Origin of the sequence: Kocuria palustris (genome assembly GCF_007666205.1) — a bacterium.
GTDB classification, from domain to species: domain Bacteria; phylum Actinomycetota; class Actinomycetes; order Actinomycetales; family Micrococcaceae; genus Kocuria; species Kocuria palustris_A.
In genome coordinates this window covers 48,797-65,480 of record NZ_VDOR01000012.1, presented here as the reverse complement: position 1 = coordinate 65,480, position 16,684 = coordinate 48,797, and the positions used below count along the sequence as shown (strand labels likewise).

General features: G+C 72.2%; 13 protein-coding genes and 1 pseudogene. 6 read left to right on the top strand and 8 right to left on the bottom strand.

Translation table 11 applies throughout. The features are described 5' to 3' along the window. Positions 1–164: 164 nt before the first annotated feature. Positions 165–2,192, bottom strand: coding sequence for a BCCT family transporter (locus FSY66_RS10650; protein ID WP_144794740.1), 2,028 nt, complete (start codon positions 2,190–2,192; stop codon positions 165–167). 128 nt (positions 2,193–2,320) lie between these two features. Between FSY66_RS10650 and FSY66_RS10645 the strand changes: the two genes are divergently transcribed. After that, positions 2,321–2,821, top strand: a complete 501-nt coding sequence (locus tag FSY66_RS10645) for a DUF456 domain-containing protein (protein ID WP_144794738.1) — start codon at positions 2,321–2,323, stop codon at positions 2,819–2,821. Positions 2,822–2,892: 71 nt separating this feature from the next. Here FSY66_RS10645 and FSY66_RS10640 read toward each other — a convergent pair whose 3' ends face one another. The 4 genes from FSY66_RS10640 to moaA form a co-directional block, all read right to left on the bottom strand. Next, the gene (locus tag FSY66_RS10640) at positions 2,893–4,242 is read right to left on the bottom strand and encodes a molybdopterin molybdotransferase MoeA (protein WP_144794736.1); all 1,350 of its coding nucleotides are present in this window, start codon (positions 4,240–4,242) and stop codon (positions 2,893–2,895) included. Positions 4,243–4,249: 7 nt separating this feature from the next. Further along, positions 4,250–4,924: an NTP transferase domain-containing protein gene (locus tag FSY66_RS10635; protein ID WP_144794734.1), complete on the bottom strand. Its 675-nt coding sequence runs from the start codon at positions 4,922–4,924 to the stop codon at positions 4,250–4,252. A gap of 1 nt (position 4,925) precedes the next feature. Next, a complete protein-coding gene (locus tag FSY66_RS10630; RefSeq protein WP_144794732.1) occupies positions 4,926–5,216 on the bottom strand; it encodes a MoaD/ThiS family protein in 291 nt (96 codons plus the stop codon). 61 nt (positions 5,217–5,277) lie between these two features. After that, on the bottom strand, positions 5,278–6,399 hold the full coding sequence (gene moaA / locus FSY66_RS10625; RefSeq protein ID WP_144794730.1) for a GTP 3',8-cyclase MoaA: 1,122 nt from the start codon (positions 6,397–6,399) through the stop codon (positions 5,278–5,280). A gap of 177 nt (positions 6,400–6,576) precedes the next feature. On the opposite strand from moaA, the gene FSY66_RS10620 reads away from it, so the two are divergent. After that, positions 6,577–7,845 (top strand): molybdopterin molybdotransferase MoeA, encoded by a 1,269-nt coding sequence (locus tag FSY66_RS10620; protein ID WP_186304546.1) that lies wholly within the window; start codon positions 6,577–6,579, stop codon positions 7,843–7,845. 22 nt (positions 7,846–7,867) lie between these two features. Here the strand turns inward: FSY66_RS10620 and FSY66_RS10615 are convergent, their stop codons facing one another. From FSY66_RS10615 to FSY66_RS10605, 3 genes are all read right to left on the bottom strand, one after another. Beyond that, positions 7,868–8,227, bottom strand: coding sequence for a universal stress protein (locus tag FSY66_RS10615; RefSeq protein WP_144794726.1), 360 nt, complete (start codon positions 8,225–8,227; stop codon positions 7,868–7,870). 138 nt (positions 8,228–8,365) lie between these two features. Beyond that, positions 8,366–9,121 (bottom strand): HAAS signaling domain-containing protein, encoded by a 756-nt coding sequence (locus FSY66_RS10610; protein ID WP_144794723.1) that lies wholly within the window; start codon positions 9,119–9,121, stop codon positions 8,366–8,368. 34 nt (positions 9,122–9,155) lie between these two features. Continuing rightward, positions 9,156–9,521, bottom strand: a complete 366-nt coding sequence (locus FSY66_RS10605; protein WP_144794721.1) for a PadR family transcriptional regulator — start codon at positions 9,519–9,521, stop codon at positions 9,156–9,158. 128 nt (positions 9,522–9,649) lie between these two features. Between FSY66_RS10605 and FSY66_RS12690 the strand changes: the two genes are divergently transcribed. From FSY66_RS12690 to narJ, 4 genes and pseudogenes are all read left to right on the top strand, one after another. After that, the gene (locus FSY66_RS12690; RefSeq protein WP_222115533.1) at positions 9,650–10,147 is read left to right on the top strand and encodes a hypothetical protein; all 498 of its coding nucleotides are present in this window, start codon (positions 9,650–9,652) and stop codon (positions 10,145–10,147) included. Positions 10,148–10,425: 278 nt separating this feature from the next. Next, entirely contained in the window at positions 10,426–14,166 is a 3,741-nt protein-coding gene (locus tag FSY66_RS10595; protein ID WP_144794719.1) for a nitrate reductase subunit alpha, read from the top strand. Further along, positions 14,166–15,857, top strand: a pseudogene (gene narH / locus FSY66_RS10590) (nitrate reductase subunit beta). The gene FSY66_RS10595 and the pseudogene narH overlap by 1 nt, the downstream one beginning before the upstream one ends. Then, positions 15,854–16,681: a nitrate reductase molybdenum cofactor assembly chaperone gene (gene narJ / locus FSY66_RS10585; protein ID WP_144794717.1), complete on the top strand. Its 828-nt coding sequence runs from the start codon at positions 15,854–15,856 to the stop codon at positions 16,679–16,681. The pseudogene narH and the gene narJ overlap by 4 nt, the downstream one beginning before the upstream one ends. The last annotated feature ends 3 nt before the right edge of the window (positions 16,682–16,684 follow it).

Here is a 16,684-nt window from a genome sequence, read left to right as displayed (position 1 = left end):
AGCCCGTTCCTCATCTCATCGACGCACCCGCGCCAAGAACCTCATGACCCACAACACCTAGGGCACGCGCGGAGGCCGCCGACATGCGGGATGTCGACGGCCTCCGCGCGGGCTGATCCTGCACCGCGCCCCTCCTGCGCCCGAGCAGGCAGGGGCGGCGGGGCTCAGGCGCGCGGCCTGCCGGCGCCGTCGCCCGGGGCGCCGGCCGCGCCGGTCCGCCCGTTCGGGTCGTCCCAGCGGTTGTCCCACGGGCCGCCGGGCCGCGAGCCCGGGATGCCCAGCGTCGAGGAGCGGATCACGATCTCGTCGTCGTCCGCATCGGGGCGCTCGGGGGCCACGACGGGGATCTCGCCGGTGTCCGGGGAGGTCGTGGTCAGGGCCAGGGGCCCGTCCGCGTCGATCGGCACCTGCGCGACGGTGTCCACCAGGATCTGGCGGGCGTACTCGGTGCGCAGCACGAGCGGGTCGCGGGAGAGGTCCCTGTAGAGCGCGACGCACAGGATGAGCATCACGATCATGAACGGCAGGGACGAGACGATCGTGATGTTCTTCAGCCCGTTGAGCGCCGCCGAGGGATCGGAGCCGCCGGCCAGCAGCATCACGGCCGCCACGGCGCCGGTCGCGACGCCCCAGAACACGATGGAGCCCTTGGAGGGCTCCTCCGCGCCGTTCTCCGAGAGCCCGCCCATGACGATCGAGGCCGAGTCCGCGCCGGTCACGAAGAAGATGCCGATCAGGATCACGGTCAGCACGACCAGGATGCCGGTGAGCACGGGGCCCAGGGGCAGGGCGCCGAGCATGTCGAAGAGGATCGCGTCGAAGTTGATGTCCGGCCCCTCGGCGGTCTGCTGCGCGAGCATCGAGCCGGAGTCCCCGGCCTGCTCCGCGCGCTGCTGGAGGCCGATGCCGGCGCCGCCGAAGATCGCGAACCAGATCGTCGAGACGCCCGAGGGGACCACCAGCACGCCGGCGATGAACTGGCGCACGGTGCGCCCGCGCGAGATGCGCGCGATGAACAGGCCGACGAAGGGCGCCCACGAGACCCACCAGGCCCAGTAGAAGATGCTCCACGTGCCCAGCCAGGTCGCCATGTCCTCGCCGCCGGAGGAGTTGGTCCGCGAGGCCATCTCCGGGAGCTGCTGGATGTAGGCGCCGACGGCGTTCGGGATGATGTCGAGGATGAACAGCGTGGGCCCGGCCACGAACACGATGATCGCGATGATCACGGCCAGCACCATGTTGGAGTTCGACAGGAACTGGATGCCGCGCTCGATGCCCGAGACGGCGGAGGCGACGAACGCGATGGTCAGGACCGTGATGATGCCGACCAGGATCGGCGTCGTGACGCTGTCCATCATCCCGGCGGCGGTGATGCCGCCGCCGATCTGCAGCGCGCCGAGGCCCAGGGAGCAGGCCGATCCGAAGAGGGTGGCCAGGATGGCCAGGATGTTGATGATCCGCCCGCCGATGCCGTTGACGAAGCGGCGGCCGAAGACCGAGGTGAACATCGACGAGAAGAGCTGGGAGCGGCCCAGTCGGAAGGTCCCGTAGGCCATGCCCAGGCCCACGACCGCGTACATGGCCCAGGGGTAGAGGGTCCAGTGGAACAGGGTCGTGCCCATGGCCGTGCGCATCGCCTCGGAGGTCGAGGGCTCGGCCGTCTCGGGCGGCGGGGACATGTAGAACCACAGCGGCTCGCCCACGCCGTAGAACACCAGGCCGATGCCCATGCCGGTGGCGAACATCATCGAGATCCACGACGCGGTGGTGAACTGCGGCTTCTCGCCGTCGCGGCCCAGGGGGATCTTGCCGAACTTGGAGAAGGCCAGCGCGATCACGAAGACCACGAAGACCGTGGCCGCGATGACGTAGAGCCAGCCGAAGTTCGTGATGGTGCCGTCGAGCATCGAGGTGGCCACGGAGCCCAGGCCCTCGGGGCTGATGAAGCCCCAGGCCACAAAAGCCACGGCAAGGACGGCCGCGCAGCCGAAGACGACCTTGTCGAGGCCCTTGCGACGCTCGGGCTCGGTGCGCGCCAGCGACTCGCGCAGCGTGCCGCGCAGGTGGTTCTGGCGATCGTAGAAGCTGTCGGCCTCCGTGGCCGGGGTGGATCTGATCTCGTCGGCCGTCTCCTGACCCGAGGAACCGCCCGGCGGAGCGGAGGATCCCGGTTCCTGCGTTGCGCTGCCCATGATGTTCGTCTCCTTGCATAAGAAATGCCTGGACCGGAATCCGTCCAGACTTTTCTCAGAGTAGCAAAGGGCGCACCGCAGTCCCGGACCCGCACGGTCTCGGGCCCCGGGCCCTGCACAATGGGGTCATGCTCCCCGAGATCATCGCGACCGTCGTCGCCGTCCTGCTCCTGGCCATCGGCTGCATCGGCATCGTCGTGCCGGTCCTGCCCGGATCCATCACCGTCGTGATCGGCCTGGTGATCTGGGCCGTGGTGGTGCGCGCGCCCGAGGGCTGGGTCGCCCTGGCCCTCGGGGTGCCGCTGGCGATCGCAGGGATGTCGGCGTCGATGGTGCTCACGGGCACCCGGCTGCGACGACGGCAGATCCCCAACCGCTCGCTGCTCTACGGCGTCGTCGGCGCGGTCATCGGCCTGTTCGTGATCCCGGTGCTGGGCCTGTTCATCGGCTTCGCGGTGGGCCTGCTGCTCTCCGAGACCTACCGGCAGCGCGATCTGCGCGCTGCGCTCGAGTCGAGCTGGGTCGCGATCAAGGCCATGGGCATCGGCATCGCGATCGAGCTGGCCTGCGCGCTGCTGGCGTCGTCCGTGTTCGTGATCTGCGGGATCACGTACTTCGTCACGGCCTGAGCCGTCGGCCGCCGCGGTCCTCGGACCGCGGCGGCGGGGTGGGCGGCCGGCTCACCGGCCGGGCGGCCGGCTCACAGCCAGGGCAGCGGCAGGGCCTGGACGGGCTCGCCCGGTCGCACCCCGTCGGCGGGGATCACCAGCAGCACATTGGCCTGCGAGAACCCGCGCAGCTCGTCGGAGCCCGCCCGGGACAGGGCCACGGCGCTGGGCAGCTCCGTCCCGCGCGCCGCGGCGCCCTCGCTCAGATCGGTGATGGTCGCCCCGGAGACCGCGGCTCCGGCCACGAAGGCCAGGCCCGGTGCCAGGCGGTCCGTCGTGGAGGCCGGCAGCGACCGGGTGAGGGCGACCTCGGTCAGCGGCGGGATGACATTGCCGCCGAGCCCGGCGAGCAGGGCGGAGCCGAGCAGCATCAGGGTGGTCATGGCCGCCAGCGGATTGCCCGGCAGGCCCAGGACGTACGGGCCGTCGTCGGGCATGCGGGCCAGCAGGGCCGGGTGCCCCGGGCGCAGGCCGAGCTCGTCGATGATCAGCTGGGCGCCGCTGCTCTCGAGCGAGGGGCGAAGATGATCGGCCGTCGATCGGCCCGTCCCGCCGGTGGTGATGATCAGGTGCGCGCGGGAGTCCAGGAGGCCCTCCGCCCCGGTGGCGCTGCCGGAGAGCCGCTCGAGCATCTGCTCGCGGTCGTCGCCGACCCGGTGCGCGGCATCCACCTGTCCGCCGAGCTGGTGGATGAACTGCGGCAGCTGCGGGCCGAAGGCGTCGCGCACCCGGCCCGGCTCGGGCAGTCCGGCCTCGTCGACCTCGTCGCCGGTGAGCAGCAGGGTCACCCGCGGGCGGCGCAGCAGCGGGAGCATGTCCTGGCCCGTCGTGGCCGCGAAGGCGACGTGGCCGGGGGTCAGGCGGGTCCTGGCGCGGATGAGCAGCTCCCCGGTCTCGGCCTCCCTGCCGGCCCGGCGGAGGTGCTGCCCCTCCCGCGGGGCGTCCTCGGGGGCCTGCGGGCTCAGCCCGAGCTGCTCCCCGTCCTCGATGCCCCATTCCGAGCGCAGGACCGCCGTGGCTCCCTCCGGGACCAGCCCGCCCGTCACGATCGGAGCGGCCTCCCCGGGGGCGATCGACGTCGCCGGCTCCAGCCGCGGCTCCTCGGTGCGCGCCCATGCCAGCCGCTGGTCCACCTCCTCGAGCCGACCGCGATTGATCCGCCAGGGGCCGGGGCCGTGCACGGCCCACCCGTCCATGGCGGAGGAGGTGTAGTGGGGGACCGGGCGCTCGGCGCGCAGATCCTCGGCCAGCGTCTCCCCGACGGTCTCCTCGAGCGGGAGCCAGTGCGGCGGAAGCGGTGCTGCGACGTCATAGGCCGCCTGGCGGGCGGTCGCCCAGTCGGGGCGGCGGAGGGCGGCGGGGGTCTTCTGCTGCTCGGGCATGGTCTCCTCAGTCCTGTCCGGGCACGAGCCCGAACCTGCTCACATCGTCCCATGTGTCGACATCGTCGGTCAGGCCCCCGACCTCCCGCTCCCGGTTCCACAGCGGGCCCAGCACCCCGCGCACGGAGCGGTCGACGACGGGCTGCGCCGCCAGCCGCTCCTCGAGGGCCGACGAGCGGTAGGCGGCGGCCAGGGGCTGGACGATGCCGCGGTCCCGCAGCACGATCCCGCGCGGCGGCCCGGATCCGCCCGGATCATCGGTGGAGGCCTCGGCCGCCTCGATCTCCTCGACTGCCTCGATCAGCGCCCGAGCGGCATCGCGGCAGCGGGGCATGTCGCAGGCCAGCGTCAGCGTCCAGGCGCCGGCGGCCGCGGGCCCGGGAGGCGAGGCGCTCAGGGCCGCCGCGCCCGCGGCCAGAGCGGAGGCCGGGCCGGAGAAGGGCGGCTCCTCCCGGGTCCGCCGCACCCGCTCCGGCAGGGGCAGCCCCGGCGGGCCCACGACGACGACCCGCTCGGGCGGCAGGCCGAGCCCGAGCAGCCCGTCCACGGCGGTCTCCACGAGGGTGCGGGCCTCGCCTTCGCGCGGGCGCAGGAGGACCTTGGGCGTCCCGCCCAGCCGGGAGGAGCGGCCGCCCGCCACCAGGATCGCGCTCAGCGGGACCGTCCCGCCCCGGTCCGCCATCTCAGCCCCCGGCGAAGGGCGGCAGGACATCGAGGGCGGAGCCGTCGGGGATCTGCTGATCGGGCTCGGGGCAGGCCTGGCCGTCGAGCAGGAACGAGCAGCGCGGGAGCACCTCGACCAGCGGCTGCTGGCCGGTCGGCGCCTCCGGGTGGGCCGCGATCAGCGCGTTCTCGACGGCGCCGCGGGTCACGCGGCCGTCGTCGTCGCGGGGCAGATCCGCATGGTCGAGCTGCTCCGAGCCGTGCCCGACCGCGGCCTTGGCGGCGGCGTAGTAGTTGATGGTCAGCGCCATGGCGCACCTCCGGTGTCGATCGTGGTCGTGGGAGCCGTCCGCGCGGGCGGCACGCAGCGTGTCATCCGCCGATCGCGGACATCGAGCGCTCGGGCTGCACGAAGCCGTCCGCCCCGAGCCCCGTGCGGTCCATGCCGTGGGCCGCGGGCTTGATCCACATGGCGGCCCGCCAGCGCTGCGCGATCAGGGCGTCGGCCTCGTCCTCGGGCAGCTCGCCGGCGGGGGACTCGTCGCGCAGCAGGTCGCGCAGGCCGAACTCCTCGTGCGAGAACAGGCACGAGCGGATCTCGCCCTCGGCCGTCAGCCGGGTGCGGCGGCAGTCGCCGCAGAACGGCTCGGTCACGGACGCGATGATGCCCACGGTCCCCAGCGGGGCGCTGCTCGGGTCGGCATCCGGCGCCCGCACGTCCCACAGCTCCGCGGGGGCCCCGGCGCGCGGGGCCGGCCGGGGATCGAGCCGGAAGCGGGCGCCCAGCAGCTCGCGGATCTCGGCGGCGGTGATCATGCCCCGGCGCGTCCAGGAGCGGTCGGCGTCCAGCGGCATCTGCTCGATGAAGCGCAGCTGGAGGCCCTGCTCCAGGCTCCACTCGAGCAGATCGGCGGCCCCGTGGTCGTTGACCCCGCGCAGCAGGACGGCGTTGATCTTGACGGGGTCGAGCCCTGCCGCCTGGGCGGCCTCGATCCCGGCCAGGACCTGGGGCAGGCGGTCGCGGCGGGCCATGGCCGCGAAGGTCTCGCGCTCGAGCGTGTCCAGGGAGACGTTGAGCCGGGTCAGCCCGGCGGCGGCGAGCCGGGCCGCGCGCCGGTCCAGTCCGATCGCATTGGTGGTGATCGAGATCGGCAGCTCGGGGTGATCCTGGCGCACCCCGGCGATGATCTGCTCGAGATCCGGGCGGATCAGCGGCTCGCCGCCGGTCAGCCGCAGCTCGCAGATGCCCAGATGCCGCACGCCGATGCGCACGAGGCGGCGGATCTCGTGCGCGGTGAGCAGCTCGGAGGAGGGCCGCCAGTCCATCCCCTCGGCGGGCATGCAGTAGGTGCAGCGCAGATTGCACTTGTCGGTCAGGGAGATCCGCAGGTCGACGGCCCGGCGGCCGAACCGGTCCACCAGGCCCTCGGCCGGGTCCGCGGGGGAGGGATCGAGCCGCGTGCGCAGCCCCGGCATCCCGAGTGCGGTCGCCATGGTGCCCACCTCGTTCCGTGTCGTCGCGCCGCCGAGCGGCGGCCGGGAGTCCGGCGGGCCGCGCCGCCCGCCGGGGCGTGCTCCCAGGCTAGCGGCCGTGGGAAGCCCGTCCGCATGAGTAGCCTGGACTTGTCGTGGAGGCGGGGCGGACGCGAGGCAGCGGGAGAGGGCAGCGGCATGACGGGACACGGCCAGGCTCAGGGGAGCGGTCACGGCCACCGGACGCGCGGCATCGCCGAGCACGTCGCGGCGATCCGGGATCTGATCGGACGCAGCCGCTGGGCTGCACGGGAGCCGGAGGAGCTCGAGCTCGCCCGCGCCGCCGGACGGGTTCTGGCGGCGGATGTCACCGCCCCGATGCCCCTGCCGCCCTTCGACAACTCCCAGATGGACGGGTACGCGGTCGGCGCAGCCGACACCCGCGGCCCGAGCACCGCCGGGACGGTGGCCATGGTCGTCTCCACCGCCGGCGCGGCGGGGGCCGCGGGGCACGAGCCCGCACCGCTGCCGGGCTCCGGCGCCGCACCGGTGATGACGGGCGCCCCGATCCCGCCCGGGGCCGATGCCGTCGTGCCGATCGAGGAGGCCCTGCCTTCGGAGTTCCTTCCCGAGGGGGCCACCGTGCGGCTTCCCGCCGGGCAGGAGCCGGGCCGCTTCGTGCGCCGGGCCGGCGAGGACGTGGCCCGGGGACAGGTCGTGGCCCCCGCGGGGGCGCTCCTGAGCCCGATCGCGCTCGGGGCGATCGCCGGACTCGGCCTCGAGCGCGTCCTCGTGCGCCCGCGGCTGCGCGTCGGCATCCTGACGACGGGCGATGAGGTCGTGGAGCCGGGGCAGGAAGCCTCGGGGGCCCAGATCTACAACGCCAATGCCGCGCTGCTGCGCGCCCAGCTGGAGCGCCTGGGTCTCGAGGTCGTCGCCGCGCGGCACGTGACCGACGACGATGACGGCCTCCGGCGTCTGCTCGGCTCCGAGAGCTTCGGGGCCCCGGATCTGTGGGTCACCTCGGGAGGCATCTCCGAGGGCGCCTTCGAGGTCGTGCGACGGGTGCTCTCGGATGCGGACGGCGAGTTCCTGCATGTGGGCCTGCAGCCCGGCGGTCCGCAGGGGCTCGCGATGCTCGAGGGCACTGCAGTCGTGTGCCTGCCCGGCAATCCCGTCTCGACCTGGGTCTCGACCGAGATCCTGCTGCGGCCGGCGCTCGCGGCGGCGGGGGCCGGCGCGGCGGAGCCCCGGAGGCTCACGGCGCCGGCGGCCGCGGACCTCGAGCGGCTGCCGGGCCGGACCCGGGTGCTGCGCGCGCGCTGGGACGGGCGGCGAGCGCAGCAGCTCGGCGGGCACGGATCCCACCTGCTGGCCACGGCGGCCCTGGCCGATGCCCTGATCGTGCTCGAGCCGGGGGAGGGCGTGGTGCCCGCCGGAGCCCCCGTGGAGGTCCGGCTGCTCTGATCCCTTGTCCGGAGCGGCGGTCTCAGGTGCGCTCGGGCTTGACCGCCAGCACGGGGCAGGCCGATTCGAGGAGGATCTGCTGCGCGGCGCTGCCGAGCAGCAGCTTGCCCATGGGGCTGCGGTGCCTGATCCCCACGACGATCAGGGAGGCGTCGACCGCCTCCGCGGCGTCGAGCAGATCGCCGACGGCGTCGCGGCCGCGGGCCTCCGGGGTGCGATGCGCGACCCTGACGCCCCGGAGCTCGGAGGCGCCGGCATCGCTGTCGTCCCCGCCGAGGTGGAAGATGACGGCATCCTCGTCGCGGCGGGCGGCCTCGGCCAGTCCGGCGTCCAGGGCGGCCTGGCCCTCGGCCGTGCCGGCGCGGGCGATCATGATGGTCATGGGTCCTCCTGGGGCGGGGGGGCTTTGAGGCGCGGTCGCGCCGTGCTGCGGACTATGGTACCCATCACATTCGGGCTCGTCGGGCGGGTGTCCGGGGCACGGCGTCCTGCCGGGCGCGGCCTGCCATCGGGCCGGGGCTCAGGCGAAGAGCGAGGACACCGCCCCCAGCAGGACGAAGGCGATCGGGAGGATCCAGGCGATCAGCGCTACGCCGCGACGAGCCGGCGGGCGCGCACCGGCCGGCGCGCGCAGGGGGGAGGTGACCCAGTCTCCGTCGGAGAGCTCGCGCATCTCGAGGACCGACAGCGCGCACAGGACCAGGAGGGCGCCCACGGAGACGGGCGCCGCCGGGATGCCCTGGACCACGGGAGCCAGCGGCAGCAGCCTGGCCAGGGCGCGCAGCGCACCCAGCACGAAGAGTCCTGCGAAGAAGACGATGCCGAGCCGGGCCCGGCGCAGCAGCGGCCCGAGCACGAAGGGCAGCGAGGCCACGCCGGCGGCCAGCAGGCCCAGGGAGGTCAGCTCGGCCAGGTTGTAGGACAGCGCCTCCCCACGAGCCCAGCGGGTGGTCGCGTCGCTGCCCGTGAGGAAGACGAGCAGCGCGGCCAGCGAGATCAGGGTGACGCGCACGAGGCCCTGATCCTTCGCGGGGGCATCGCCGTCGGCCATGTCCCGGGCGTACTCGCTCGGATCGCCGAAGGCCTCCCGCGGATCCGTGCCCGTCTCGATGCAGTGCGACTCGACCTCGGCCAGGTGATCGCCGATCTGCGCGCCGGGGACATCCCGCAGGCGCAGCTCGAGGATGAAGTCGTCGCACCAGCGGCGGTGCATCCGCACGAACGGGCGCTGCCAGATGTCGTGGCTCTCGGTCCGGGGCTCGGGTGCTGTGCTCATATCGGGCCTCCTCTCTGATGGGGGTGGGGTGATCTCAGGCTCGGGCGGGCGCCCGGTCGATCTCCAGGTGGGTGCCGACGGCGCGTGCGAAGGCCGCCCAGGCGGTGCGGGCATCGGCCAGCTCGGCCCTGCCGGCGTCGGTGAGGCGGAAGTACTTGCGCCCGGGTCCGCCCTCCCCGGTGCGCCATTCGACCGTCACGAGCTCGCGGGCCTCCAGGCGGGCGAGCAGGGGGTAGAGCGTCCCGCCCTTGATCTCCCCGAGCCCGGAGTCGGCCAGTCGGGCGATGATCGCGTAGCCGTAGGCGGGGCCGTCGGCCAGGCACTGCAGCACGCACGGCTGCAGCACGCCGCGCAGCCATTCGCTGCGCCGGGTGGCTGAGGAATCTGCTGGGGGAGTCATGAGTAGATAGTCACACACACTAGTTGGCGTGTCTATCTACTGCGCCGATGGGGTGCCGGCGCCCAGGCGGGCCCGAGCGCGCGGTCCTAGACTGGCCCGGTCCGTCACCGGCCCCAGGAGATCCCCGCATGAAGTCCGCCGTCATCACCCCCGCACTGCTCGCGACCACCGCAGTGATCCAGGCGCTCGGGATGCATCAGTACCACCAGGATGCGATCACCCTGACGGGCCAGCTCTTCTTCACGCTGTTCCTGGCCGGCCTCGCCGGGTTCTACGGCCTCCGCGGCCGCGCCGAGCGCTTCTCGACCGTCCGGCTGGGGCTGCTCGTGCTCTCGGTGATCGCGCTCGTGCTCACGCTCGTGGGGTGGGGCATGGCGCTGTTCTGGTTCTACCCGTCCGTGTGGATGTTCTACGGCACGTTCCTCGTGCTGCTGATCACGGCGGTGCTGGCGGTCGCCTCGACGCCCTCGGCGCGGCAGAAGGAGCGCGAGGCGCAGCGGGAGCAGGAGACCGAGCAGGAGGACGCCGAGCAGGCGACGGGGGCCGGCACCGTCGAGGCCCGGCCGGGGAGCGACGCCGCCGAGGCGCGAGGTCTCCGGGACGCGGGTGACGAGCGCATCCGGTGAGTGCTGTCCGGATGATATCTCCGGAAACTCCTTGCGCTTTCTCCTCGCGGTCGCCCACCGGGGCCCGAAAGCATTTCGAATACATCGCCGTGCTCTAATTCGATGCGATGGTGCGCGAGGTCGCCGGGATGTCTGAATCCCCGTGTTCATGCCGAACGCAGGTATGGATCCGCATTTCCTTGACGCATATCAAGTCATTTGCGGGACGAATCCTGCAATTGCGTGCAACCTCCCGGAACGATTCTTCGGGAAAGCCGGCCGCTCGTTAGCCTCGGGCCATGAGCACGAATACGAGTTCCGGGGCGCATGCCGCGTCCGCACCGGCGGGGGTCGACGGGCCCGCCTCCCAGGCGCTGCTGAAGACGGGGCGCTTCTTCACCCGCCGGGAGCAGACCCCGGACGGCCGTGCGGAGTTCCGCGAGGGCGGCCGCGCGGGCGACGCCTTCTACCGCAACCGCTGGAGCCACGACAAGGTCGTGCGCTCGACCCACGGCGTGAACTGCACCGGCTCCTGCTCGTGGAAGGTCTACGTCAAGGACGGGATCATCACCTGGGAGGCCCAGGAGACCGACTATCCGTCCGTCGGCCCGGACAGCCCGGAGTACGAGCCCCGCGGCTGCCCCCGCGGCGCGGCCTTCTCCTGGTACACGTACTCGCCCACCCGCGTGCGCTACCCCTATGTGCGCGGCGTCCTGCTCGAGATGTACCGCGAGGCGCGCGCGGCCCACGGCGGCGATGCCGTGGCGGCCTGGGCGTCGATCGTGAACGACCCGGAGAAGCGCCGCGCCTTCCAGCGCAGCCGCGGCAAGGGCGGTCTGGTGCGGGCGTCGTGGCAGGAGGCCGTCGAGATGACCGCGGCCGCGCACGTGCACACCATCGGCGCGTACGGCCCCGACCGCTGCGTCGGCTTCTCGCCGATCCCCGCGATGTCGATGGTCTCCCACGCCGCCGGCGCCCGGTTCATCAACCTCATCGGCGGCGTGATGAACAGCTTCTACGACTGGTACGCGGACCTGCCCGTGGCCTCCCCGCAGGTCTTCGGCGATCAGACCGACGTCCCGGAGTCCGGCGACTGGTGGGATGCCACCTACCTCATGATGTGGGGCTCGAACATCCCCGTGACCCGCACCCCGGACGCCCACTGGGTCGCGGAGGTCCGCTACCGCGGCACCAAGGTCGTCTCGGTGTCCCCGGACTACGCCGACAACACGAAGTTCGCCGACGAGTGGCTGCCCGCCCAGCCCGGCTCGGACGCCGCCCTGGCCATGAGCATGGGCCACGTCATCCTCACGGAGCACTTCGTCCAGAAGCGCACCCCGTTCTTCGAGGGCTACGTCAAGCAGTTCACCGACCTCCCGTTCCTGGTCACGCTCACCCGCAGCGACGACGGGCAGCTCGTGCCCGGGAAGTTCCTCACCGCGCAGGACCTCGGCTCGCAGCAGGCGGATCCCGCCTTCAAGACCGTGATGCTCGAGCGCGGAACGAGCGAGGCGTTCATCCCCAAGGGCTCCATGGGCTTCCGCTACAACGCCCAGGACGAGGGCGACTGGAACCTGGACCTCGAGGGCCACGACCCGGCGCTGTCGATCATGGACCTCGGCGACTGGGACGGGGCGGCCGCCGAGATCTCGCTGCCGGCCTTCGTCGAGGCCTCCGGCGAGGGCACCGTGGTCCGCCGCGGCGTGCCGACCCGCACGGTCGCCGGGAAGACCGTCACCACGGTCTTCGACCTGATGCTCGCCCAGTACTCGGTCGGGCGCGACGGCCTGCCGGGGCAGTGGTCCCAGGGCTACGACGACGCCGAGACCGCCTACACCCCCGCGTGGCAGGAGGCGGTGTCCTCGGTGCCGGCCGAGGCCGCCATCCGCGTGGCGCGCGAGTTCGCGGCCAATGCCGAGCGCTCCGAGGGCCGCTCGATGATCATCCTGGGCGGCGGGCTGTGCCAGTGGTACCACGGCGACGTCACGTACCGGGCGATCCTCGCGATGATCATGCTGTGCGGCTGCCAGGGCCGCAACGGCGGCGGCTGGGCGCACTACGTGGGCCAGGAGAAGGCCCGTCCCATCACCGGCTGGGCCACGATGGCCTCGGCCGGCGACTGGAGCCGCCCGCCCCGGTTCATGATCGGCACCGCGTTCTGGTACCTGCACACCGACCAGTTCCGCCAGGACGGCCACTCCTCGGCGCACCTGCAGTCGCCGCTGGCCAAGGGCCACCTCAAGGGCATGCACACGGCCGACGTCGTGGCGCAGTCCACGCGCCTGGGATGGATGCCGTTCTACCCGCAGTTCACGCAGAACCCGCTCGACGTGGCCGATGCCGCGGTCGCGGCCGTCGAGCGCGGGGAGGCCGAGTCCGAGGCGCAGTGGATCGCGGATCAGGCCAAGGCGGAGAGGCTGCAGTTCGCCGTCGAGGATCCGGACGCCCCCGAGAACTGGGCGCGCACGCTCGTGCTGTGGCGCTCCAACCTGCTGGGCTCCTCGGCCAAGGGCGAGGAGTACTTCCTCAAGCACCTGCTGGGCACGCACCACAACGTCCTGGGCTCCGATCACGTGGACCACAAGCCGCGCGACGTGAAGTGGCACGACGAGGCGCCGGAGGGGAAGCTCGACCTGCTGGTCTCGGCGGACTTCCGCATGACGTCGTCGACGCTGCTCTCCGACGTCGTCTTCCCGGCCGCCACCTGGTACGAGAAGTTCGACCTCTCCTCCACGGACATGCACCCGTACGTCCACGCCTTCAACCCGGCGATCACCCCGCCGTGGGAGGCCAAGACGGACCACGAGCTGTTCCGGCTGCTCTCCGACGAGGTCTCGCGCCTGTCCAAGGGGCGCCTGGACACCCGCCGCGACCTCGTGGCCACCGCGATCACCCACGACACCCCGGGCCAGATCAACCAGCCCGGCGGGCACGCCCCCGAGTGGCGCGGCACGGACCTGCCGGCCGTGCCCGGGAAGAACTTCCCGAACCTCAAGATCGTCGAGCGCGACTACACGGCCATCGGCGACAAGTTCGTGGCCCTCGGGCCCCTGGCCGACAAGCTCGGGCTGACCACCAAGAACGTCACGTTCGACGTCAGCCACGAGGTCGACTCGCTGGGCCGCAAGCACGGCGTCTACGACTCCGGGGCCGCGGAGGGCCGCCCGGCCCTGGACACCGACGCCCGCATGGCCGAGGCCATCCTGGCCCTGTCCGGGACCACGAACGGCGAGCTGGCGGTCCAGGGCTTCAAGACCCTCGAGAAGCGCGTGGGCAAGCAGCTGCACGACCTCGCGCTGGGCTCGGAGGAGAAGAAGATCACCTTCGCCGACACCCAGGCCGCCCCGGTGCCGGTCATCACCTCCCCGGAGTGGTCCGGCTCGGAGACCGGCGGTCGGCGCTATGCGCCCTTCACGGTGAACATCGAGCGGCTCAAGCCGTTCCACACCCTGACCGGGCGCATGCACTTCTTCCTGGACCACGACTGGATGTCGGAGATGGGCGAGAACCTCCCGACCTACCGGCCGCCGCTGAACAACGCGGCGCTGTTCGGGGAGCCCCGGCTCGGGGAGCGGGGCGAGCTGTCGGTGGCCGTGCGCTACCTGACCCCGCACAACAAGTGGTCGATCCACTCGGAGTACCAGGACAACCTGTTCATGCTCTCGCTGTCCCGCGGCGGCACCTCGGTGTGGATGTCCGATCAGGACGCCGCGCTGATCGACGTGCGGGACAACGACTGGGTCGAGTGCGTCAACAGCAACGGCGTGTTCGTGGGCCGCGCGATCGTCACCAACCGCATGCGGGCCGGGGCGGTGTTCGTCCACCACGCGCAGGAGCGCACGATCGACGTCCCCAAGTCCGAGGCCACGGGCCGCCGCGGCGGCATCCACAACTCGGTCACCCGGATCATGCTCAAGCCCACCCACATGGTCGGCGGCTACGCCCAGCAGTCCTGGGCCTTCAACTACCACGGCCCGACCGGCAACAACCGGGACGTCACATCCGTCGTCCGCAAGCGCTCGCAGGAGGTCCAGTACTGATGCGCATCATGGCTCAGACCGCGATGGTCATGACCCTCGACAAGTGCCTCGGGTGCCACACGTGCTCCGTGACCTGCAAGCAGGCGTGGACCAACCGCGCCGGCACCGAGTACGTCTGGTTCAACAACGTGGAGACCCGCCCCGGGCAGGGCTATCCGCGCCGCTACGAGGACCAGGAGAAGTGGCGCGGCGGCTGGATGCTCAACCGCCGCGGCAACCTGCAGCTCAAGTCGGGCAACCGGCTGCAGAAGCTCTTCGGGATCTTCTCCTCGCCCGTCCAGCCCCACCTGGACGACTACTACGAGCCCTGGACGTACGACTACGAGAACCTCGTCTCGGCCCCGGCCTCCGACGACTTCCCGGTGGCCAAGCCCAAGTCGCTGATCACGGGCCAGGACACCAAGGTCGAGTGGTCCGCGAACTGGGACGACTCCCTGGGCGGCGTCGAGGCCACGGAGCGCGAGGACCCCGTCCTGCAGAAGCTGCGCCGGGACTCCGAGGACCGCGTGAAGATGGACTTCGAGAAGACGTTCATGTTCCACCTGCCGCGCATCTGCGAGCACTGCCTGAACCCGTCCTGCATGGCGGCGTGCCCGTCCGGGGCGATCTACAAGCGCTCCGAGGACGGCATCGTGCTGGTGGATCAGAACCAGTGCCGCGGCTGGCGCCAGTGCATCACCGGCTGCCCGTACAAGAAGATCTACTACAACCACAAGACCGGCAAGGCCGAGAAGTGCACGTTCTGCTACCCCCGCGTGGAGGTCGGCATCCCGACGGTGTGCGCCGAGACCTGCGTGGGGCGCATGCGCTACATCGGCATCTTCCTCTACGACGCCGACCGCGTCACCGAGGCCGCCGCGACCCCCGACGAGTAGGACCTCTACGAGGCCCAGCTCGACCTCATGCTCGACCCGAACGACCCCGAGGTCCAGCGCCAGGCCCGCGCCGACGGCATCCCCGACGACTGGATGGACGCCGCCCGGAGGTCGCCGGTCTACAAGCTGGCCAAGGAGCTGCGGGTCGCGCTGCCCCTGCACCCCGAGTACCGCACCATGCCCATGGTCTGGTACGTCCCGCCGCTGTCGCCGATCGTGGACCTGCTCTCCTCGCAGGGCCACGACGGCCAGGACATCGACGTGCTCTTCGGCGCGATCGACTCGCTGCGCATCCCCGTCGAGTACCTCGCGGAGCTGTTCACGGCAGGCGACACCGGGATCATCACGGACGTGCTGCGCAAGCTCGCGGCCATGCGCTCGTACATGCGCGACATCACGCTCGGCGACCAGGCCGACGAGTCGATCGCGCGGGCCGTGGGCATGACGGGCTCGCAGATGTACGAGATGTACCGGCTCATGGCGATCGCCAAGTACTCGGAGCGCTACGTCATCCCCACCGCCCACACCGAGGACGCCCACAACCTCGAGGAGATGGGCTGCTCCCTGGACGGCGACGGCGGCCCGGGCATGGGCCAGATGGGCGGGCTGGGCGAGGCCTCCGGCAAGCCCATGCCGGTGGCCGTCGAGAACTTCGCGGCGCTCAAGGCGCGGCAGACCGCCGACGCCCCCGCCGATGCCTCCGAGATGGCCGGCCGGGTCAACCTCCTGAACTGGGACGGCAACGGCACGCCGTACGGCCTGTTCCCCGACCGCGCCGACACCCCGGCCGGCGGGTCGAAGGGAGGGGCCTCGTGAGCCTGCTGGCCAGGATCTTCGGCCTCGGCGGCAAGGGGACGGTCGAGACGAAGCCGTGGAAGGACCGCGACCCCCAGCGCTCCGCCGTGGTGCGCCAGTCGGCCGCGCTGCTGCTGGGCTACCCGGACCGCGAGCTGCTCGAGCGGATCCCCCAGATCCGCGCCGCGCTCGCGGAGGTCGGGGCGGACACCGCGCCGGTCGATCGGATCGAGCGGTGGATGCTCTCCAAGCCGCTGTCCGAGATCCAGGGCGACTGGGTGCAGGAGTACGACCTCTCCCGCCGGCACAGCTTCCACCTGACGTACTGGACCGACGGCGACACCCGCCGCCGGGGCGAGTCGCTGCTGTCGTTCAAGGCCCTCTACGCGGAGCACGGCTACCGCCTGGACGACGCGGAGCTGCCGGATCATCTGCCGGTGGTGCTCGAGTTCGCCGCCCTGGTGGCCCCCGACGACGGCGCCGAGCTGCTCCAGCGCTACCGGCCCTCGCTCGAGCTGCTGCGCCTGGCGCTGCAGGACGACGACCTGCCGCATCTGGGGATCGTCGAGCTCGTGTGCACCACGCTTCCCGGAGCCTCCCCCGAGGACCGCGACGCCGTCATGAGGATGGCCGGCTACGGGCCGCCCACCGAGACCGTCGGCCTGCAGCCCTTCGATCCGAGGCTGCTCCCGCTGTCCGACGCCTCGGCCTCCGGGATGACCGGCGGACGGGCGGGCGCCGTCCCCGTGGATCCCGCCTCACACCCCACGGCCGCGCACACCGCGGCCGGCTGTGCCCCCTCCCACCGCCGCGAGGCCGCCGCCTCCTCGACCTCCAGGGACTGACGC